Genomic DNA, 20599 nt, shown 5'->3' with positions numbered 1-20599 from the left:
AATGAAAAACTACCTACTATTAGTATTTGCCTTTTTGAGCATGGTAGTGGCAGGAAATGCCCAGGAGACATTGCCTCTGACACTTCAGGAGGCTTTGAATTATTCGTTGGAGAATAATGTCAATGTCAAAAATGCACAATTGGAAACCCTGATCTCCAAAGCTACGGTCAAAGAGACCACCGCAGAGGGTTTGCCTCAGGTCAACGGAAGCTATGAGTTTAACTACAACCCATCCATTCCGGTGATGTTTCTTCCCAATGAGCCACCCTTTGGAGACCCAAGTATCCCCGGAGATGTCATTCCTGCAAGATTTGGATTGAGTTATTCTTCGAGTTTGGGAGCCAATCTCCGCCAAATGATTTTTGACGGGTCGTTTTTTGTAGGGTTGAGAGCTGCTAAGACTTACCGACAATTGACGGATCTCGATCTGGTCAAGACCGAGAATGATGTGATCGAATCGGTAAAAAAGGCTTATTTCGGAGTGCTGGTGAATGAAGAAAGAATCCGCCTGTCAGAGTCCAACTTGGCCAGAATCGATTCCTTGCTGGAAGAGACAAGAGCACTCAATGAGGCCGGATTTGCAGAGAAGATTGATGTGTCTCGAATTCAGGTGCAGAGAAACAATACCTACAGTCAATTGGAGAGAAGTCTGACCGCACTTGAAGTCAGCAAGCAAGTCCTAAAATTGCAGATGGGATTGCCGATGGAGTATGATGTGGAATTGGTCGAGACACTTCTAGAACTCAATCCTATCGATGAGATCAACGCCTTGATGGTCGATGAAGGAATAGAAAGAGTGGAAGTCAGTCAGTTGGAAACCAATCTGGAACTCACCCGCTTGGATCTCAAAAATAACCATGCCCAATACATGCCTTCCATAGACTTTGTCGCCAATGCCCAGCGCTCAGGAGCCGGCAACACGATGGATGCGGTTTTTAATAGTGACAACTGGTTTGGTAGCTCCCTGTTGGGCGTATCTATGTCGATTCCGATTTTTGATGGTTTGAGCAAAAGTGCCCGAATCCAGAAAAACAGAATCCAACTGCAGCAATTGGAAAATCAACGTTTTTTCTTGAATGAGAGCATCAAAAATGAAGTGTTCACTGCCAAAACCAATCTGAAGAATGATCTGAATATCCTGAGAGTGCAGCAGGAAAACCTGGATCTCGCTCAGGAGGTCTACGACATGGCCAAAATCAAATACAATGAAGGTGTAGGCTCCAATTTGGAGGTGACCGAAGCAAATGCCGACCTGATCGAAGCAGAGATCAATTATTTGTCTGCACTGTATGATGGGCTGGTGGCCAAAGTTGACCTAGAGAAAGCTTTGGGACTGCTGAAAACCAATAATTTAAACTAATCCTAAATCCTCCCCAAGTAGGAAAAATAATATCCGATAAATAATGAAAGCAAGATTGAAATTTTTACCCATTAGCTTCCTGATGCTGCTAGCCATCGGATGTGCATCTGAGGAGACGGTAGAGTCCAAAAAAGCAAAGTTGGAAGAGTTGAGAGCGGAAGCATCTACGATCCAGTCTTCTATTCTGGAGCTGGAAGCAGAAATCTCAGCGCTGGATCCAGAATATGCCAAGCAAAATCAAAAGTCCATTTTGATCACCACGGCAAAGGCCCGCAAGGGTGAGTTTGATCACTATGTGGAAGTGACTGGTTCTGTTCTTTCCAAAAAGAATGTGGTCATCAGCGCGGAGACAGGCGGTCGAATCATGGAGATTCCGGCGATGGAAGGCATGAGAGTGACTCGCGGACAGGTTTTGGCCAATATCGATGCAGAGACGATTCAGCGGAATATCGATGAGTTGGAGACAAATTTGGAATTGGCGACGACTTTATTTGAAAAACAAAAGAGACTCTGGGATCAGGAGATCGGGACTGAAGTTCAATTTTTGGAAGCAAAAAACAGAAAAGAAAGTCTGGAAAGAAATCTGGCTTCTGTCAAGACCCAACTGGAGAAAACCCGGGTGGTCGCGCCTTTCAACGGGACGATTGAGACCGTCCAAGTGAGATTGGGAGAATTGGTGCAGCCGGGGACAGCGATGTTTCAGTTTGTCGGTGAAAGCGATCTATTTATCGAAGCGGATATTTCGGAGAGTTATGTGGGAGTATTGAGCAAAGGGGACAGTGTGAATGTCACTTTCCCATCCATCAATCAAGAGTTGAAAACAAAAGTATCTGCTGTTGGGGCGATCATCAATCCAAACAACAGGACTTTCAAGGTGGAGGTTTTCCTTCCCAACCTGCCTCAGGTGAAGCCTAACATGATTTCTGTTTTGAAAATCAAAGATTATGAAAACAAAGACAGTGTCATCGTGCCGGCTTATTTGATCTTGAGTGATAATAAAGGGGATTATATCTATGTGGTAGAAGGAGAGACGGCCAAGAAGAAATACATCAAGAGAGGAAGAACCTTTGACGATGAAGCTGAAGTGCTAGAAGGCCTGCAAGGCAATGAGACTTTGGTAGACAAAGGTTTCCGTGAGGTAGGAGATAATTTTAGAGTCAATATTTCTCAACAATAAATCATGACTGAACAACCAAAATCAAAAACCATCAGGGAATTTGGACTGTCCAGTCTCAGTGTAGACAATTCCACTTCGGTGGTGATTTTGACGCTGATCATTGCAGTCTTGGGACTGGGTGCCTATCGGACCATGCCCAAGGAGAGTTTTCCTGAAATCGTCATTCCTACGGTCTATGTAGGGACTCCCTATCCCGGCAACTCGCCAGTGGATATGGAAAACCTGATCACCAGACCGATTGAGAAGGAACTGAAGGGAATGAATGATGTCAAAGATATCAGTTCGACCTCAGTGCAGGATTTCTCCTCCATTGTGATTGAGTTTAATCCAGGAGTAGAAATCTCCAAGGCAATCCAGGATGTGAAGGATGCGGTGGATAAGGCCAAAAGTGAATTGCCGACTGATCTCGATCAGGATCCCAATGTGCTCGAGGTGAATACTTCGGATTTCCCGATCATGAATGTGAATATTTCGGGGGATTATTCAGAAACTGAATTGAAGAAATTCGGGGAGTATTTGGAGGATGAGATCGAGAAACTTTCAGAGATTTCAAAAGCAGATCTTGCCGGTACGGTAGAGCGGGAGATCCAAGTGAATGTGGATCCTTATAAAATGGAAGCTACTGGAGTGACTTTTGGGGATATCTCTCAGGCTATCCAGACAGAGAATGTGACGATTTCCGGTGGTAATATCCGGGCTGGAGATTACACGAGGACTTTGCGTGTGGATGGTGAATTTACAGATCCCTATGATCTGCTCAATGTCATCGTCAAAACAGACAATGGGAAAATAGTATACCTGCGGGACGTAGCGGAAGTATTGGATACCTACGAGGAGAGAAGTTCCTACGCCAGAAGCAAAAATCTACCTGTAGTGACGATCAACGTCACCAAGAGATCAGGAGAAAACCTGCTATACGCTGCAGATAAGATCAAGGAAATCATCGATAGGGCGCAGCGCACCCGATTCCCGTCTGACCTGGAGATCACCATCACCAATGACCAATCCAAACAGACCCGCTTGCAGGTGAGTGACTTGGAAAACTCCATCATCTTTGGGGTGATCTTGGTGGTTTTGGTATTGATGTTCTTTTTGGGCTTCCGCAATGCGCTCTTTGTAGGGATAGCGATTCCACTTTCCATGTTTATTTCTTTCTTGGTGCTGAATGCATTCGGGATCACACTAAACTTGATGGTGTTGTTCTCTTTGATTTTGGCACTGGGGATGCTTGTGGATAATGGTATCGTGGTAGTGGAAAATATCTACCGATTGATGTCGGAAGGCAAGTCGGCTATCGTGGCAGCGAAGCAAGGAGTAGGGGAAGTAGCTTGGCCGATTATCACATCGACTGCGACTACCTTGGCCGCATTTCTGCCTTTGGCTTTTTGGGATGATATCGTCGGGGAATTTATGAAGTACCTGCCGATTACGCTGATTATTGTATTGTCATCCTCCTTGTTCGTGGCGTTGGTGATCAACCCAGTATTGACTTCCCTCTTTATGAAAGTAGAGGACGTATCCAAAGACAAGCCCAAGCAAAGATCGATCATCGTGGCTGGAGTATTCTTGGTTCTTTCCACTCTACTTTATCTGATGGGATGGACAGCTATGGGATCTTTGATGCTGATTGGCTGTATTCTGACCTTGTTTAATGTCTTTGCATTGAGAAAAGCAATCCGATGGTTCCAGACTGTGTTTTTGGTTCGTTTGGAAAACTCCTACGAATCGATCTTGGGCTATGCGCTGAAAGATAAGCGACCTTATTTCTTCTTTGGAGGTACGGTGTTGCTTTTGTTTTTCTCAGTAGTTCTATTGGGGATTAGAGCGCCGAAAGTTCTCTTTTTCCCAGACAACCAACCGCAGCTGATCAATGTCTATGTGGAGTTTCCGATAGGAACTGACATAGATGCGACCAATTCCTTTGTGGATCAGATGGAGGATGAGGTATGGGGTACCTTGACGCCTTATCATGAAATCATCGAATCCATGATCACGCAGGTCGGTGAAGGTACAGGAGATCCGACCGAGGGACCTAGCAATGAAGCTACCCCTCACAAAGCGAAAATCACGATCGGTTTTGTGGACTATATTGATAGACAAGGAGTCAATACCAATGAGGCGATGGAAGATATTCGCGATTTGGTAGAGAAATATCCGGGAGTGCAGATTACAGTAGATAAGCAGCGAAATGGTCCTCCTGTAGGCAAGGCTGTCAATATTGAATTTATTGGTGAAGATTACGAGCAGTTGATCGCATTTGTCAATCAGACCAAGGAATACTTGGATAGACAAAACGTAGCTGGGGTAGAGGAACTGAAGACCGATTTGTCCTTGGGGAGTCCAGAAGTGATTTTGAATATCGATCGGGAAAAAGCCAGAAGATTTGGGCTATCCACTTCCGAGATTGCTACGGAGATGAGGACCGCACTCTTTGGTCTGGAAGTGTCCAAATACAAAGAAGGTGAAGATGACTATCCGATTCAGTTGAGGCTGATGGAAGATTACCGCTATGATATCAATACGCTAGTCAATAAGAAAATTGGCTTTAGGGATAAGTTTGGTACTAAGCGTGAAGTGCCTGTGTCCGCTGTGGCAGATGTGAAATACGGGTCTACTTATGGATCTGTGAAAAGAAAGGATTTGGAAAAAGTGATCACACTAGCATCCAACGTGCTGGAAAATTACAATCCTACGGAGATCAATACCCAGATCAAAAACTTGATGGCGACCTATGAAATTCCGGAGGGAATCGAAGTCAAATTTACCGGAGAGCAAGAGGAGCAAGCCAAATCTCAAGAGTTTTTGATGAGGGCCTTGATGATAGCCGTTTCTATCATTTTCTTGATCATTGTCGCTCAGTTCAACTCAGTGACTACTCCATTTATCATCATGGCTTCGGTAGTCTTGAGCACGATTGGTGTATTCTTGGGATTGGTGATATTCAATATGGATTTTGTGATGATCATGACAGGAATCGGGATTATTTCCCTGGCCGGGGTAGTGGTAAACAATGCCATCGTATTGATCGATTATACCAATCTAGTGAGAGAGAGAAAAAGGGAGGAATTGGGAATCGCAGATGATGAGTTTTTGTCCTACCCAGACTTGGTGGGCAGTATCGTCGAATCCGGCAAAACCCGTCTTCGTCCTGTATTGCTGACGGCGATTACTACCGTGCTTGGTTTAGTGCCTTTGGCTATCGGGATGAACATCAATTTTGGAACTTTATTGAGTTCTTTTGATCCGCAATTCTACGTAGGTGGAGACAACGCAGATTTCTGGGGACCAATGGCATGGACCGTGATCTTCGGGTTAACCTTTGCAACCTTCCTTACGTTAGTGATCGTACCAGTCATGTACTTGCTGGCAGATAAGCTGAATATGAAGCTTCGTAAAGTGAAAGCATGATTGATTTAAGGTTGGTGGTTTTTTTTGAACAAACCTCCGGGACATTGTCCCGGAGGTTTTTACTTTTAAAAAGGCTTGGATTTCGGGAAAGAGTGTTAAAAAATCTTATCCTTTAGTCTGCCTCAAAAAGGAAGGTCATCTTCCTTATTTTCACCGGTTTCTGTTTGTGATTTGGTTTTGTTGCCACCCATGAGCAGAAACTCGTGGACGACTATCTCGGTGATGTATTTTTTGACACCGTCCTTGTCGGTATAGTCGCGGTTGGTGATTTTGCCTTCGACGGCGATTTCAGATCCTTTGTCCGTGTATTTTTCTAGGATTTCCGCTTGCTTGCTCCAGACGACGAGATGGTGCCAAGTGGTCTCACTGACTTTTTCGCCTTGTGCATTTCTGTAGGTCTCACTGGTTGCGAGGTTGACACTGCCTTTGATTTTACCGGAGTCCAAAGTATTGACTTGGATTTTGTCGCCCATACGGCCGATTAACTGCTCTTGGCTTCATGGTTTCAAAATTTACTCCTGAATTAGTACATGAGGAATTATCAATTGCCACTCTAGCTGTTCGGGGACTATTCAATCGAAATTTGGAAGCAGTACTTCAGGTTTTTTTCCAACGAAAAGCCAAATCCTATGGATAGGTGCTTTTTCGTCTTTCTGTAGGTACTTGGTATATTCTGCTGATACTATGTTCGAAACTCACCCTTTTTTGGAGAAAGTAAATCATCTCAAAATGATCCTTTGGAAGATTTGGCAGAAAATTTATCTGAATTCTTATATTATTAGACTCTTAAAAGATTAATTATCTTCAATAGATATGCTTTTTAGATTATATGTCTGAATTTATGTAACTATTAAGAATATTCATCTTTTGTTTTAAAATTTGCTGGGAATAAAAACTATGCAATGAGATGAAAGAAAGGGTGTTAGAAGATTCGGGAATAAACGAAAGAAAAGTTGTTGGAAAAGTTCAGGATACCATCAAGAATGATTTTGAGTTCACGCTGAAGAGCACTTGTTTGGATGAGAACTATCATCCCGCTAGTCAGACACGTTTGACGACCAATTTTGCAAACCTGGCCAGGGGTGCCAATCGCCAACAAAACTTACGCAATGCCTTGAATATGATCAACAATCGATTCAACGCGTTGGCTCATGTGGACAATCCAACCGGCGATCGCTACCTGATAGAACTTGAAATCATGACGGTAACGATGAGTATCGATGATAAAAACGGTACTAACGATCTACCGATGATTGAAGTTTTGAAGACGAATATTTTGGATCGTAAGACGGGAAAGCAGATTGATGGTGTTGCCGGAAATAATTTCTCTTCCTATGTGCGTGATTACGATTTCAGTGTTGTATTGACCGACTACAATAAAGACAAACCTAGTTTTACTGTTCCTGAAGATTTTGGGGATTTGCACGGCAAACTTTATAAGTGCTTTGTGAATTCAGCCACGTATAGAGAGCACTTTAAGATGTCACCGATCATCTGCCTCAGTGTGTCGAGCAGCAAAACTTATACCCGCACTGAATATCAGCATCCGGTTTTGGGTTTTGAGTATGTGCAAGATGCGTATTCGCTCACTGACGAATATTTTGCTAAAATGGGCTTAAAAGTTCGCTTTTTCATGCCTCCAAACAGCGTGGCGCCGATGGCGTTTTATCATTCCGGAGATCTGCTTGCTGACTATACGGATCTTGGCCTCATCAGCTCCATCAGCACGATGGAGACCTTTCAGAAGATTTATCGCCCTGAGATTTACAACGCCAATTCAGCGGCCGGGGAAATTTTCAAACCTAGTCTTAAACACGAAGATTATTCACTCACTCGTGTGGAATATGACCGCGAGGAACGCAGCAGACTGGCCGTGGAACAGGGAAAATATGCTGAAGAACATTTTATCAAGCCTTACCAAAGCGTATTGGAAGAGTGGTCTGCCAATTTCGCTCTTTAATCAAAACAAGCTATTTAGAACTACATAAAAATGAAGAAAATACTACTACCTACCTCGATTGTTGGAAGTATGCCCAAGCCTGCTTGGCTGGCCCCACCCGAAAAACTTTGGTCGCCATGGAAACTGGAAGGTGAGCAATTGCTCGAAGGCAAGCAAGATGCTTTGCGTATCACGCTACAGGAGCAGCAATTGGCAGGGGTGGATATCATCAGTGACGGAGAGCAGACGCGCCAACATTTTGTAACCACTTTTATCGAGCATCTGAATGGGGTGGATTTTGAAAATCGTAAGACTGTAAAAATCCGTGACCGCTATGATGCGAGGGTTCCGGTGGTTGTAGGAGAGGTGGCACGTCAAAAAGCAGTGTTTGTCGAAGATGCTAAGTTTTTGCGCAGCCAGACTGATAAGCGTATCAAATGGGCCTTGCCAGGACCGCTGACAATGGTGGACACCTTGTACGATGACCATTACAAAAGCCGGGAAAAATTGGCTTGGGAATTTGCGAAAGTTCTCAATGAAGAAGCAAGGGAACTGCAAGACGCAGGGGTGGATATTATCCAGTTTGATGAGCCCGCATTCAATGTGTTTTTTGATGAAGTAAACGACTTTGGAATGGCAGCATTAGAAAGAGCCATCGAAGGTTTAACCTGCGAAACAGCGGTGCATATATGCTATGGTTATGGGATCAAAGCCAACAATGATTGGAAGAAAACATTGGGTTCGGAGTGGAGACAATACGAGGAGATTTTCCCGAAAATCCAGAAATCCAAAATTGATGTGGTGTCATTGGAATGTCACAATTCCAAAGTGCCATTGAATTTAATTGAGCTCGTTCGTGGCAAAAAAGTAATGGTAGGCGCAATCGATGTGGCATCCAACGCGATCGAAACTCCCGAAGAAGTAGCGGATACTTTGCGTAAAACGCTTGAGTTTGTAAACATCGAAAATCTCTATCCTTCAACCAACTGTGGCATGGCTCCTTTGTCCAGAGAAGTGACGAGAGGGAAGTTGAGCGCGTTAAGTGCCGGAGCTGAAATTATACGCAGGGAATTTGGGGTTTAACTCCGATTTAACAAGTGTACATTGAAGAAGTTATTAGCAGTATTGAAGAAAGCAGGTTTCGACAGTTTCCTGTTGATGATTGGTGCCATGATTTTGATGGCTTATTTTTTACCACAGCCAGGATTGGTCAAAGAACCTGTTTCGCTGGAGGAGATTGCCAGTATAGGCGTATCCTTGATTTTCTTGTTTTACGGTGTGCGACTGAGTTTGGAGAAATTAAAGGCCGGACTTGCCAACTGGAAAATGCACATTGTCGTGCAACTGACTACCTTTTTGTTTTTTCCGCTCATCGTCTTGGCAGCTCGGCCGCTGTTTATGGGAACCGACTTTGAGTTGCTTTGGTTGGGAGTGTTTTTTCTGGCGGCTTTACCGTCCACTGTTTCCTCTTCGGTGGTCATGGTCTCTATCGCCAAGGGAAATATTCCCGCTGCCATTTTCAATGCAAGTATTTCCAGTTTGATTGGAGTGGTGGTTACACCGCTCTGGGTGGGGCTGTTTATCGCATCGGCAACAGGCGATTTTGATGTCACGGACATCTTTATCAAGCTGGTTCTTCAAGTTTTGTTGCCGGTCATTATTGGCATCAGCCTAAATTCCCGGTTTGGCGGCACTGCCGAGAAATACAAGAAACAGCTCAAGCAATTCGATCAAGCAATCATCCTCACGATCATTTACACCTCGTTTTGCAAGTCCTTTTCCGAGCATCTTTTTGATGGGTTCACTGCTCTTGAACTCGTCGGATTGGCCGCAGGTATGGTGGTCTTGTTTTTTACAATATTCCTTTGTGTGGGACTGATCAGCCGCTTGTTGGGTTTTTCGACGGAGGATCGAATCACGGTCTTATTTTGTGGATCCAAAAAGTCACTGGTTCATGGTACGGTCATGTCAAAAGTCCTCTTTCAGCAAAGCACCATCACTGGGATCGTCCTGTTGCCACTTATGCTGTACCATGCCTTTCAATTAATTGCGGCCAGCATTATGGCTCAAAGTATGGCCCGACGAAAGGAAGAGTGATTCTTAATCGAGATGGCTGTGGGAGTTCACGATATTTTCAACTCCAGCTAAAAGATGAAATGGCTGTAAATTATTTTTAAGTCAGGAATTATGGCTTTACCGATTTATATTTAAAGTCAAATAATCCGAAAATATATGGCTTCAGAAGTTTTCAAGGAAAATTTTTCTATGGAAGATTTGGACGAAATCGACATCAAGCTGCTCACGATCCTGGGCAATGACTCCAGCATCACCAAAAAAGAATTGGCAGCAAAAGTTAATCTATCTCCCTCACCGGTCTTTGAGCGGGTGAAAAAATTGGAGGAGCGTGGTTTTATCAGAAAGTACATTGCATTAATCAATGCAGAGAAACTGAACTATGGACTGATCGTCTTTTGTAGCATCAAGCTCAAGCAGCATGATAAAAATATAGGAAAGAGTTTTGTGAGTGATATCCAACAACTCGAAGAGGTGGTGGAATGCTACAATATCTCGGGGGATTACGATTTTCTGCTGAAAATATATACCCGTGACATGAAGCATTATCAGGATTTTGTGTTTAATAAACTAGGCTCGGTGAAGAGCATTGGAAGTACCCAAAGTACCTTTGTGATGAGTCAACTGAAGCATTCGTTTAATATTAAACTTTAATTCTATCAAAGTAAGCTATATCGGACCTATTAAAAGTTCTTCAGATGAGTTTCGAGCTAAGTGGCTATCCAGAGTACGTAGGTTAGGAATATCAAATAAATGAGGTGGGATCTGACTTGCTTTTTAGCTTTTACTTATCCTATAGATAGAAGTATCTCATTTAATCAGGTCTGGTGAAATCTTCGAAGTAGACGATAGAGAGAATATTCTCAATTTCATACTTGTAACTATTGAGTTTGAAATGAACTCTCCAGTAATTCTGCTGATGTCGTTTTGCGTTACTCAGGAGATGCAAATTATTTTCTTGATTGAGCAATTTTAAGTATAGCGTTTTCCAGTTTTTCTATCAACTCTTCTAGATAGAGTAGAAACAAATGGTCGGACTTTGGCTGTTAATCTTAGATCCTGATATTTTTTAACCTGATTTAAAAAGAGAAGACATATCGCGGTTTTTTTGAATCCCCCTTCTTCCAATTTAACTCTAAAAATTTGTGTCAAAGTAGCTGATGCTTTTGCTGTTTTTCCTGCATATTTTTTCTGGGCTCCTTAGACAAATAGAGATCTGTTTTGTAATATTGTGTGTATTTAGATTAAATCTAAATAATCATAATATTCAAAGTTTTAATTCTAGAATTTTTAAAAACCAACATGAAAAAATCAAAGCTAATCAGGCATTCTTTTGCATTAATCGGCCTTATGGCAATGGGACCAATGGGGGCATCCTTTGGCCAAGAAGTAGGGAATAGCGCCAAAATCGGCAAAGGGCTATATGAAATCGTCTATAGCAGTTCAGGAAACGCAGTGTATGTGGCGGCGGCTGGTTCCAGAGGAGGCAACAATGCACAGATCTACAAGCTGGATCCTGTCACACTCCAGGCTATTGACAGTATTGCACTGACAGAAAATCCAGGATATGGACTTGGAATCAATGACAAAACTCAGACACTTTATACTTCCAACACCAGAAACAATTCTGTAAATGCGATAGACCTGAAGACAGGCGAAGTGAAAACCATCGTACCAACTTTCGAAAAATCACATACCCGCGAGTTGATTATAGATGAAAAGTCGAACAAGATTTATGTTTCTGATGTCGGCAAGCCAAGTAAAATCTGGGTGATTGATGGCAAAACCAAGATGTTGGAAAAAGTGATTGAAAACACAGGGCAAAGCACCACGGGATTGGCATTGGACAGCAAGAACAATTTGATCTACCTAACGAATCTAGGGACAAGCGAAGTGGCTGTTTTGGATTTAAAAACTGAGGAAATCATCCGTAGTTTTCCTTCTGGAGCTGAAGGAGCAGTCAATATTGAGTTTGATGCGAAAACGAATAGATTATTTGTTGCTAATCAAATCACCGGAGCTATCACTGTTTTGAATGCGAACTCAGGAGAATTGCTGAAAACCATACCAACGGGAGAGGGTGCACTTGGAGTACGCTTTGACCCTAAACATGAACGGATTTTTGTGGCAAACAGAAAAGCTGGTACAGTCACGGTCTTAGATTCAAACAGCTATGAGGTATTAGCAGATTTGAATACTGGAACCTATCCAAACACAGTAGCTGTAAACCCTAAAACAGGTACGGCATATGTCACCAATAAGGCTCAATCGAAAAGAGATGACCCCTCTTTTGTAGATGCTAAAGGCGACGTAGTCACGCTGATTAGTTTCGAATAAAAAAAAACTGCCTGTCAGAATTTCTGACAGGCAGTTTTTTTTAAGAGTATTTCATTGGAGTAAATCCTTTGAAATGAGATTTTTTAATTTATCGAGTTAGACAGATTCTTTCTCCTCTCTTCTGACGGTACCGGATTCATCCTCGCTTGCGCCACTTTTCCAATACGAAAAAGCATACATTTCTCTGGCTTCCCAGCCTTGCTCTTTACGAAGATAAGTTCGTATGTCCTTGACAGAAGAATACTCGCAAGCCACATAGGCAAACTTAGAGGAGGAGGGTAGGTCTACTCTTTTGACTTCTGTGACCAAGTCGCTGCCATTTTCAGGATGTGCATTGTGTAGCCAGATAAAATCAATTTCTGCCTTGGTTTGGATTTGCTGCTCATCCTCTGGGCCATGAACTTCAATGATACATGTTCCTTTGGCTGTGGCCGGCAAGCTCTCCAAAATTACACTCAAAACAGGGATAGCAGTCATATCTCCAGCCAGTAAATACCAATCCACTGGAGGGAAAAGCTCCTTGGAATGAGTTTTCATAGCGATTCCCAGTTCATCGCCTACTTGTGCTCGATTGGCCCAGGCCGAGGCTGGTCCACCAGTTCCATGATCTGCAAAATCCAGTGTCAATTCCTGCTTTTCAAAATCAACGGCCCGATGGGTGTAGGTACGCATGAAAGGCCTTATCTCCGGTGCTGGAATAATCCACTCCTTGGTTTCAAAATTATAATCCCGCATTTCCACTTTGGATTGACCAGGCTGTGGGATGAAAATCTTATTGTTTGCTCCAAGACTAGAATCCTTAAATATCTCCACATTTCCTTTCAGAATCACACGGATCAGATGAGGAGTGATGCGAAGTTTTTCTTTCACGGTGAATACATCTTGAACTATTGGTCCTACTTGCAGTGCCATAATTGTAAGTTTAAAGACTGGAACTAACCTCTTCTATCATGATTTTCATAGAGGTAAGTCCCTCTCCTGAAATGTACCACGCAGCCGGATCGAGGTATATGATTTTTCCGTTTTTGTAAGCATTTGTTTGCTGGACGAGTACATTTTCAATGCTCTCTTTGTCTGTGGCTTCCTGATTGACGACCGCACTGCGGTCTATGATAAAGATAAAATCCGGATTGGCTTGCTGGATAAATTCATTGGAAACTGCCTGTCCATGGCGGGCAGACTCCAGATCTTTTACTGCTTCTTCAAACCCAAAAACATCATGAATGATTCCAAATCTGGATCCTTTTCCAAAAGCACTGAACTTACCATTGTTGTATAGCAAAACCAAAGCCTTTTGACCAGATCCACTGGCTTTTTGACGTAGCTCATCTACCTTCTTTTCCAGTTCCTGAATCGCCTGATTAGTTTCTTCCTCCTTGTCAAAAATCTCTCCATACACACTTGCATTGTTTTTGAAAGACCCCATCACATCGGACTGATCAGTTTGGAGAAATACTGTCGGAGCGATTTCGGACAGCTCTGGATAAATCGTCTGCATCCTAGCAGAGATAAAAATCACATCCGGGTCCAAAGAGCTCAGTTCCTCGTAGTTCACTTCGAAAAGTGTCCCTAAATCAACGACTGATTCATCTGATTGCAGCTCGCTCAGGTAATGTGGCAGGTGACTTTTGGCAGTGCCTATGATAGGGATGTCCAGTTCGCGGAGTGTTTCAACAGAGGCATAATCCAAAGCCACTACTTTTTGAGGGTTTTTGGGGATAGCTACCGTGCCCAGTTCATGGGTGATGGTCATAGTTTCCTGCGCTTCGTTGGCTGTATTTTCTTTGTTTGCTCCAGAATTGCAGGCTTGGAAGCCCATAAAGAAGGCAAGTGCTGGTAAGATCAATTTTGTTTTCATGTGATTGGTAGGTTAGTTGTTGTATTAGTTATCGTAATAGTTGCAGATGCGTCGACCGCCTCGCTCGATGATTTCAAAATGAATGTCGAAAACATCATGTAAGATGTGTGGCTCTATGATATTTTCGGTTTTGTCGAAATGAATGACTTGACCACCTTTCATAGCTGCGATGTAATCGGAATAATAGGATGCAAAATTAATGTCATGGATGACCATGACGATGGTTTTCCCTTTTTGTTGGCATAGCTCTTTGAGGATTTTCATTATTTGAACAGAATGCTTCATATCCAGATTATTCAGCGGCTCATCCAGTAGGATATAATCTGTGTCCTGGGCAACCACCATCGCCAAAAACGCCCGCTGGCGCTGGCCTCCACTGAGTTCATCGATGTAGTCTTCGGCTATTTCTGTCAGGTTGAGAAAAGCTATTGCCTCATCGATTTTCAACTCATCTTCTGCAGTCAATCTTCCTTGAGAATAGGGGAATCTTCCAAAACTGACCAAATCCCTTACGGTGAGTTTGAGATTGATGTGATTTGACTGCTTGAGGATTGAAAGGTGCTGTGCCAAGATTCGGTTTTTATACTCTTTGATATTCTTTTCACTGATGATGATGGCTCCCTGATCAGGCTCCAATATCCTCGAAATAATCCCTAATAAGGTACTTTTTCCAGCTCCGTTGCTTCCAACCAGAGATGTGATTTTCCCATTGGGAATCGAAAGTGAAACCTCCTTCAGGACTTTCTTTTCAGCAAAATTCTTGGATAAACTTTCTATCTGAATCATACTTTTTTCACTTTGAGTAGCAATACCATAAAATATAGTCCTCCAACAAAATTGATAATGACGCTGATGGTCGAGTTGAAATTGAACACATGCTCGACGACCAGCTGCCCGCAGAAAAGTGCGAGACAACTCACCAGACAGCAGGCTGGAATCAGGATGGCATGTTTGTAGGTTTTAAAGAGTTCGTAGGTCAGGTTTGTGACCAAAATTCCAAAAAAGGTTATCGGTCCTACCAAAGCAGTCGAGACAGCTACCAGTACGGATATGAGGATGAGGTAGAGCCGAACTGTCTTAAAATAATCGAGCCCGAGACTGATGGCATTTTCTCTTCCAAGAATGACCAAGTCGAGATTTCTAAATCCACGGAAGCCAAGCACGAAACAGAGAAGCATTATTGCCAGTGCATACCAAAATAGTTCTAAGTTGATCGAATTGAAAGAGGCAAACATGCTTCCCTGTAGCATCAAAAATTCATTGGGATCGATGATCAGCTGTAGAAATGAACTGAGTGTCCGAAACAGAGTTCCCAGTACCAGGCCGATCAGCAAAAGAAGGTAGAGATTGCTTTTTTCTTTTCTGAAAAGAAAGCGGAACAGCAGTAGTGCAAATCCCAGCATCATCAGGATCGAAAGGAAGAAATTTTCTTTGTCATTGACAGCGGTGAAGGTTTTGTCGCCATACAAAAAGACAATCACTGTCTGAATCAGCACATAGACAGACTCAAATCCCATGATAGAGGGAGTCAGAATTCTATTGGCCGTCAATGTCTGAAATACCACTGAAGAGTAGGCTACACAGCAGGCAACCATGATCATAGCTGCGATCTTGATGCTTCTTTTTTCAAAGGCATAAGTCCAATTGGTAGGCAGATCAAACAGTAGGAAAAAAGCGAGTAATCCCAAGCAGAGAAGCGAAAGTAAAATCAATTTGTTCTTGATGCTCATCGATTTCGCTTTAGAAGTAAAACCAAGAAAATGACTCCACCGACGACCCCGACCATCATACCGATCGGTACTTCAAATGGGAAAATGATCAGTCTACCGATAATATCACAGATCAATAGAAAGATTGCCCCAAAAATGGCGGTAAAAGGCAAGGTTTTTTTGAGATTGCCTCCCAGCAAAAGACTTGTGAGGTTAGGGACAACTAGTCCCAAAAATGGGATCATCCCAATCGTAATGGCAATGACACTGATGGTCAGGGATACACATACCAAGCCTATATTTAGGACTGAGCGATAGTTGAGCCCGAGGTTTTTTGAAAAATCTTTGCCTAAGCCGACCACGGTAAACTTGCTGGCATAGAGGTATGTCAGTAGTACGGCTGGAATACAGAGGTAGAGCAATTCATAGTTTCCTTCCAAAACGCCTGAAAAATCGCCTACCATCCAGGCACCGTAGGATTCGCCAGATCCTCCGACATCCTGCACGATGTTAAATTGATAGGCAAAAAATACTGTAACCGAATTGAGTATTCCTCCAAAAAGCAATCCTACAATAGGGATGAAAATGATATTTCGGTAGCGGATCCTATCCGCAATCTTGAGAAAAACCAAACTAGCTAAAAAAGTGAATGCGAAGGTGAAAAGCACTTTTAATACTCCTCCAGCCTCCGGCAAAAGGATCAAAGCTGCCAAAATCCCAAACTTAGCCGCGTCCAAAGTGCCGGCAGTGGCTGGGGACACAAATTTATTTTGAGTCATCTGCTGCAAAATAAGTCCGCAGACACTGACTCCTATTCCAGCCAAAAGGAGGGCAATGGTTCTTGGTACCCGGCTCACCCTCAGTACCAACCATTGCTCTTCGCTCAGCGATAAAATGTCTGTCATAGAGATATCGCTCACTCCTACAAAAAGCGAGGCAATTACTAAAATGATCAGAAGTGAAATGGAATTGATTGCTTTCAATCCAAAGGATTTTACTGGATATAAATGAAGCTCCGACCTCTTTCAAAGTTCGGAGCTCTTTATCAAATTTATGATGATCTTGAGTGCAGGTATTTTATTCTTCCGCCTTCAAAATACCCACAGCTTTGACCCCTTCTCCAATAATTTCGGAAGATTGAGTAGCTGTGGCAGAAGAAGGGTTGATGGTATAGAGGTAATGCTTCGAGTCAGAAGTCGTCACAGGTACGACCAATTGGCTGTTTTCAGCATCCACAAAAGGAGTACCTACCAAGAAGGGGTCCGTCTCCAAACCAGCAGCTGAAGGAAATCCTGTCACCCAAGTGAATGATTTGGAAGCCACATCTACTACGGCGAATCTGTCTGCATCTATGCCAAAGGTGGCTTCTGCATTGGTGCCCGGATACATGCTCAATACAAAGGTTGTCCCGCCGATATAGTAGGTTCTGAACAGGTTATGACCATTGGATGCCTCCGTGATATTGAAGAAATAATCAGCGTCAAACTCAAATTCACCTTGATTGATTTTCAGGATTCCAGAGGGAATAGTGGTCGTTTCAGCATCTGCATAATTGGTCTGACCTGAAGAAAACACATAGAGATCGCCACTTTCTACTACTTCAAGACCAGTCTCGCCTTGCGAGTATTTCTGACCGGCTACGAAGCCAGTTCTGCCAGTGTCCTTGATCACTTGCTTGACAGTGAAGTCATCATTGAACACTACCACATAGGTACTGTTGTAGTGAGCAGAAGTGAAAGCACTGGAAGAGATACTTCTGGCACCAGCAATGATATTTCCTTCGTATTCAGTGATGTCTGTGAAATAGGCCACTTCGCCCTCTTCCAGCATGTTGTTTGTCACGATAGTGATCAATTCAGAAGCATCGGTTTGTGTATCTACTTTGTAGAAATAAGCCTTTTGATCCAATTCAGGCTCTCTCAATCTGTCTGAATTCGCCATGATCAAATCACCTTTAGCTTCTCCTCTCGTCTGTACACCTACTGCCAAAGCCAATTCATTTCTTTGGGTCAACGTACCGTCATCAGAAAGAACATAAGAAGAACTGGTCGCAGCGTCAGCCTGATTGTATAGGAAACCATAAACTACATCAGTGCCATAAAATGTCCAGCTCCTGTCTCCTGGAGACTGAACTGCTCCAGTAGAGGTAGCATCATAAGTAGCACCTGCAGCCAATTCATCACCGGCCACGAGGTAGTCATTTTCCCCCGAAGTGGCAGCTACCACATATTTGGACTCGGTGGGGATCACTGGATCAGGATCATCTCCTCCGTTGTCATCACAAGAGTAGAATGAAAAAGCTGCTGCTGCAGCCATTAATTGCAAGAAATGCTTTGTGGTTTTCATAAGTTTAAGTTTATAGTTAGATTTTGTTGAAGTAGCACCTGAACTTCACTGAGAAGCTCCTGCCAGGCTTTTGCAAGCTGTAATTGTCATAGAGTCGAGCATCCAGTAGATTTTTGCAATCCAAAGAGACATTGTATTTGCCTGAAGCCCAAGAGTAGGTTCCGTACACACTGTGGTTCCACTGAGTAGGGATAGTCGCCCGATTGGAAGCCTGATATGTGTCGTAGTCATACAGGAATTCATCCGTGTATTGAAGATTGTAACTGAAACTCAACCTACTTTCCGGTTTCCAGATATCATTCAAGAAGTAGGTAGCGTCTAGGTTGACAAAGAAATTGGGCTGGTTGGGAAGGGTGCCGCCATAATAGGTTGATCCTTCAGAGTAATTTTTTGGTTTCACATAGGAAAGACTTGTTCCTGCGGTAAAGCGGTCTTTGAAGGAATACCGGATTTCGCCATCCACGCCGGGAGTTTTTACCAAATAGACGTTTTCGTAGGTTCCTTCTCCCTGAGAATAATTTATCGTTGTGCGGATGAAATCCCTGGTTCTTCTGTAAAAACCGTTGACATCGGCGCTAAAAACATGATCCTGTGCGAGTGTCCAACTATAAATAAAGCCAAGGTTGATATTCTGACTTTGCTCCGGTCTCAGGTCAAAATTGGCAACATAGAATCCAAAGACTTCACCGAATAGCTCCTCACTCACAGGAAGGCGAGTCGTCAGCTCATAGTTTGCCTTCAGCTGCAAGTCTTCCTTCAAAAAATAGGTGCCTGTCAAGCCATACCCAAACTTCGTATCTCCCTGGGTCACTGTCTGAAAATTGTCAATTCCATTTTGATTGGAAAGATTCAGGTAGGCCGAAGCAGAGTAATGATACATTTTCCCAAAGACGGAAGTGCTGAATCGGGAATTGTGGTCACTGGTCAAACTCATCCCCAGAATATTTCTATTGTTGACTCTGGGCTCTTGATTGATGTAGTCATCATTGGTGACTTTTTCATCTCCCTGGCGGGAAAAGAAATTTGCCACATTGTTTACCGTCAGACGATGCTTGGGATCAAGCTGGTAGTTCAGGTTGAAATTAATTGTGGCATTATTTTCATCATAGACGTAATCAGAATATTGGATTTCGCCGGGAGAATTGGATGGTACCCAATCGCCCAGCCAATTATATTCCCGATCCGATACATCCACATTGTGACCTCCTCCAAAATTATAGTTCGCTGCCAGACTCACTTTGAGATTTTCGATAAACAGGTTGTCTTTGGAGTATAGAAATGAAGGCATCAGGATTTTGGAAGTCTGATATTTTTCCCCAAAAGCCAGGTTGAGATAGGCGGGATGCTGAATCTCATCGTATTCCTGACCCCAAGTGAAGCCAAAAAGCAACTGATCGGCAAAGGGTTTATTGACCAAACCTACTTTGGCAATGACGGTTTCATTGTGATAGACATCATGGAAGCGACGGACTTTTTGAGGTTCTTTGGAAAGCAAGTTTGTCTCAAAATCCTTGATCGTCGCATAGACATCATAGTCATTGTCTGAGTAGTTCTGATAGGCACTCAACTGGAAAGTAAAGCCTTTGTCAGTTGTGATTCCTGTATTCAAAAAAGTCATGTGGGTATTGAAAGACCCATACGAATACGAGAAGTCCAGGTATTTTCCAGGAGACTTTTTGGTCACAATATTCACTGCCCCGCCTAGAGCATCCGAACCGAAATTAACGGGTACGACACCTTTATAGACTTCAATTCTTTCGGCAAGATTGACTGGCAGGTTGTTGATCTGAAAAGCGGAGCTCATCGCATCCATAGGCATGCCATCGATGAAAAAACGCACATGTCGGCCACTTAGCCCATTGACAGTGACGTTTGTTCGGGAGCCCAAGCCGCCTTCTTGCTGGATTTTGACGCCGGGAGCCATGTCGAGTACTTGAGAGAGTCCAATAGAGGCATTGTGAAAAGGTTTGGCATCAATAGCTACCACATTGAAACCGGATTCTTCGACTTCCCGGATTTCGGATTTCCCAAGGATTTCCACCTCGCCAAGTGTGTAGCTAGGGTCAGTTTCAAGCGTTACATTCAAGCCCTTTTCTGAACCGGTTGCTAGTTCTACAGATATTTCTTGCTTCAGATATCCTGGCATGGAAAAAACCAAGGTGTTCTTGCCAGATTTGATTTTCAGTTCGAAAAAGCCTTTCGCATCAGCGTAAGAGGCATTGTTGGTGTTTTTCTCAAAAGCCAGGACACCTACAATGGGCGTTCCGTCAGTATCGTGTACAAAACCTCTGACAAGTGCATCTTGTGCAAATGCCGGAATCATACCCAGCGTCCAAAAAAGTAACAGGAGTAATTTTCTCACTTGTTTGTAATTAGTCTAAATTAAATTTGC

16 protein-coding genes are annotated in these 20599 nt (G+C 43.2%); 8 read left to right on the top strand and 8 right to left on the bottom strand.

Annotation, left to right across the window (positions count from 1 at the left end):
• The first annotated feature begins 1 nt into the window (after window position 1).
• The 3 genes from G460_RS0106915 to G460_RS0106905 are packed head-to-tail and all read left to right on the top strand — an operon-like array spanning window position 2 to window position 5945.
• The gene (locus G460_RS0106915; RefSeq protein ID WP_035464074.1) at window positions 2-1360 is read left to right on the top strand and encodes a TolC family protein; all 1359 of its coding nucleotides are present in this window, start codon (window positions 2-4) and stop codon (window positions 1358-1360) included.
• Window positions 1361-1403: 43 nt separating this feature from the next.
• The gene (locus tag G460_RS0106910; protein ID WP_026954671.1) at window positions 1404-2537 is read left to right on the top strand and encodes an efflux RND transporter periplasmic adaptor subunit; all 1134 of its coding nucleotides are present in this window, start codon (window positions 1404-1406) and stop codon (window positions 2535-2537) included.
• Window positions 2538-2540: 3 nt separating this feature from the next.
• Window positions 2541-5945, top strand: a complete 3405-nt coding sequence (locus tag G460_RS0106905) for an efflux RND transporter permease subunit (RefSeq protein WP_026954670.1) — start codon at window positions 2541-2543, stop codon at window positions 5943-5945.
• Between the two features lie 122 nt (window positions 5946-6067).
• On the opposite strand, the gene G460_RS0106900 is transcribed toward G460_RS0106905, so the two are convergent.
• Complete coding sequence (locus tag G460_RS0106900) at window positions 6068-6427, bottom strand: single-stranded DNA-binding protein (RefSeq protein WP_026954669.1); 360 nt, start codon at window positions 6425-6427, stop codon at window positions 6068-6070.
• A gap of 425 nt (window positions 6428-6852) precedes the next feature.
• Between G460_RS0106900 and G460_RS0106885 the strand changes: the two genes are divergently transcribed.
• From G460_RS0106885 to G460_RS21560, 5 genes are all read left to right on the top strand, one after another.
• Window positions 6853-7905, top strand: coding sequence for a DUF1852 domain-containing protein (locus G460_RS0106885; protein ID WP_084421196.1), 1053 nt, complete (start codon window positions 6853-6855; stop codon window positions 7903-7905).
• A gap of 30 nt (window positions 7906-7935) precedes the next feature.
• Entirely contained in the window at window positions 7936-8967 is a 1032-nt protein-coding gene (locus tag G460_RS0106880) for a methionine synthase (RefSeq protein ID WP_026954667.1), read from the top strand.
• A gap of 21 nt (window positions 8968-8988) precedes the next feature.
• Window positions 8989-9981: a bile acid:sodium symporter family protein gene (locus tag G460_RS0106875; RefSeq protein WP_026954666.1), complete on the top strand. Its 993-nt coding sequence runs from the start codon at window positions 8989-8991 to the stop codon at window positions 9979-9981.
• Window positions 9982-10116: 135 nt separating this feature from the next.
• On the top strand, window positions 10117-10611 hold the full coding sequence (locus tag G460_RS0106870) for an Lrp/AsnC family transcriptional regulator (RefSeq protein WP_245578709.1): 495 nt from the start codon (window positions 10117-10119) through the stop codon (window positions 10609-10611).
• 648 nt (window positions 10612-11259) lie between these two features.
• Window positions 11260-12294, top strand: a complete 1035-nt coding sequence (locus tag G460_RS21560; RefSeq protein ID WP_035464071.1) for a YncE family protein — start codon at window positions 11260-11262, stop codon at window positions 12292-12294.
• A 96-nt stretch (window positions 12295-12390) separates the two neighbouring features.
• Here G460_RS21560 and G460_RS0106860 read toward each other — a convergent pair whose 3' ends face one another.
• The 7 genes from G460_RS0106860 to G460_RS0106830 all read right to left on the bottom strand — a co-directional run bounded on the left by G460_RS0106860 (window position 12391) and on the right by G460_RS0106830 (window position 20569).
• A complete protein-coding gene (locus G460_RS0106860) occupies window positions 12391-13206 on the bottom strand; it encodes a siderophore-interacting protein (protein ID WP_026954664.1) in 816 nt (271 codons plus the stop codon).
• Between the two features lie 10 nt (window positions 13207-13216).
• Entirely contained in the window at window positions 13217-14152 is a 936-nt protein-coding gene (locus G460_RS0106855) for a siderophore ABC transporter substrate-binding protein (protein WP_026954663.1), read from the bottom strand.
• A gap of 24 nt (window positions 14153-14176) precedes the next feature.
• The gene (locus tag G460_RS0106850; protein WP_026954662.1) at window positions 14177-14938 is read right to left on the bottom strand and encodes an iron ABC transporter ATP-binding protein; all 762 of its coding nucleotides are present in this window, start codon (window positions 14936-14938) and stop codon (window positions 14177-14179) included.
• Window positions 14935-15882, bottom strand: a complete 948-nt coding sequence (locus tag G460_RS0106845) for an iron chelate uptake ABC transporter family permease subunit (RefSeq protein WP_026954661.1) — start codon at window positions 15880-15882, stop codon at window positions 14935-14937. The genes G460_RS0106850 and G460_RS0106845 overlap by 4 nt, the downstream gene beginning before the upstream one ends.
• Window positions 15879-16844: an ABC transporter permease gene (locus G460_RS0106840; protein WP_026954660.1), complete on the bottom strand. Its 966-nt coding sequence runs from the start codon at window positions 16842-16844 to the stop codon at window positions 15879-15881. The genes G460_RS0106845 and G460_RS0106840 overlap by 4 nt, the downstream gene beginning before the upstream one ends.
• A 94-nt stretch (window positions 16845-16938) precedes the next feature.
• Window positions 16939-18207, bottom strand: coding sequence for a DUF4374 domain-containing protein (locus G460_RS0106835; protein ID WP_084421194.1), 1269 nt, complete (start codon window positions 18205-18207; stop codon window positions 16939-16941).
• Window positions 18208-18223: 16 nt separating this feature from the next.
• Complete coding sequence (locus tag G460_RS0106830) at window positions 18224-20569, bottom strand: TonB-dependent receptor (protein WP_026954658.1); 2346 nt, start codon at window positions 20567-20569, stop codon at window positions 18224-18226.
• Between the last annotated feature and the right edge of the window lie 30 nt (window positions 20570-20599).

It is taken from the genome of Algoriphagus vanfongensis DSM 17529, from assembly GCF_000429465.1.
Taxonomy (GTDB): domain Bacteria; phylum Bacteroidota; class Bacteroidia; order Cytophagales; family Cyclobacteriaceae; genus Algoriphagus; species Algoriphagus vanfongensis.
This window is presented reverse-complemented; position numbering and strand designations above follow the sequence as displayed.

Excerpts from the sequence above, each read along its gene's own strand:
- G460_RS0106915 (WP_035464074.1), top strand. The coding sequence starts at position 2 with ATGAAAAACTACCTACTATTAGTATTTGCCTTTTTGAGCATGGTAGTG.
- G460_RS0106910 (WP_026954671.1), top strand. The coding sequence starts at position 1,404 with ATGAAAGCAAGATTGAAATTTTTACCCATTAGCTTCCTGATGCTGCTA.
- G460_RS0106905 (WP_026954670.1), top strand. The coding sequence starts at position 2,541 with ATGACTGAACAACCAAAATCAAAAACCATCAGGGAATTTGGACTGTCC.
- G460_RS0106885 (WP_084421196.1), top strand. The coding sequence starts at position 6,853 with ATGAAAGAAAGGGTGTTAGAAGATTCGGGAATAAACGAAAGAAAAGTT.
- G460_RS0106880 (WP_026954667.1), top strand. The coding sequence starts at position 7,936 with ATGAAGAAAATACTACTACCTACCTCGATTGTTGGAAGTATGCCCAAG.
- G460_RS0106870 (WP_245578709.1), top strand. The coding sequence starts at position 10,117 with ATGGCTTCAGAAGTTTTCAAGGAAAATTTTTCTATGGAAGATTTGGAC.
- G460_RS21560 (WP_035464071.1), top strand. The coding sequence starts at position 11,260 with ATGAAAAAATCAAAGCTAATCAGGCATTCTTTTGCATTAATCGGCCTT.
- G460_RS0106860 (WP_026954664.1), bottom strand. The coding sequence starts at position 13,206 with ATGGCACTGCAAGTAGGACCAATAGTTCAAGATGTATTCACCGTGAAA.
- G460_RS0106855 (WP_026954663.1), bottom strand. The coding sequence starts at position 14,152 with ATGAAAACAAAATTGATCTTACCAGCACTTGCCTTCTTTATGGGCTTC.
- G460_RS0106850 (WP_026954662.1), bottom strand. The coding sequence starts at position 14,938 with ATGATTCAGATAGAAAGTTTATCCAAGAATTTTGCTGAAAAGAAAGTC.
- G460_RS0106845 (WP_026954661.1), bottom strand. The coding sequence starts at position 15,882 with ATGAGCATCAAGAACAAATTGATTTTACTTTCGCTTCTCTGCTTGGGA.
- G460_RS0106835 (WP_084421194.1), bottom strand. The coding sequence starts at position 18,207 with ATGAAAACCACAAAGCATTTCTTGCAATTAATGGCTGCAGCAGCAGCT.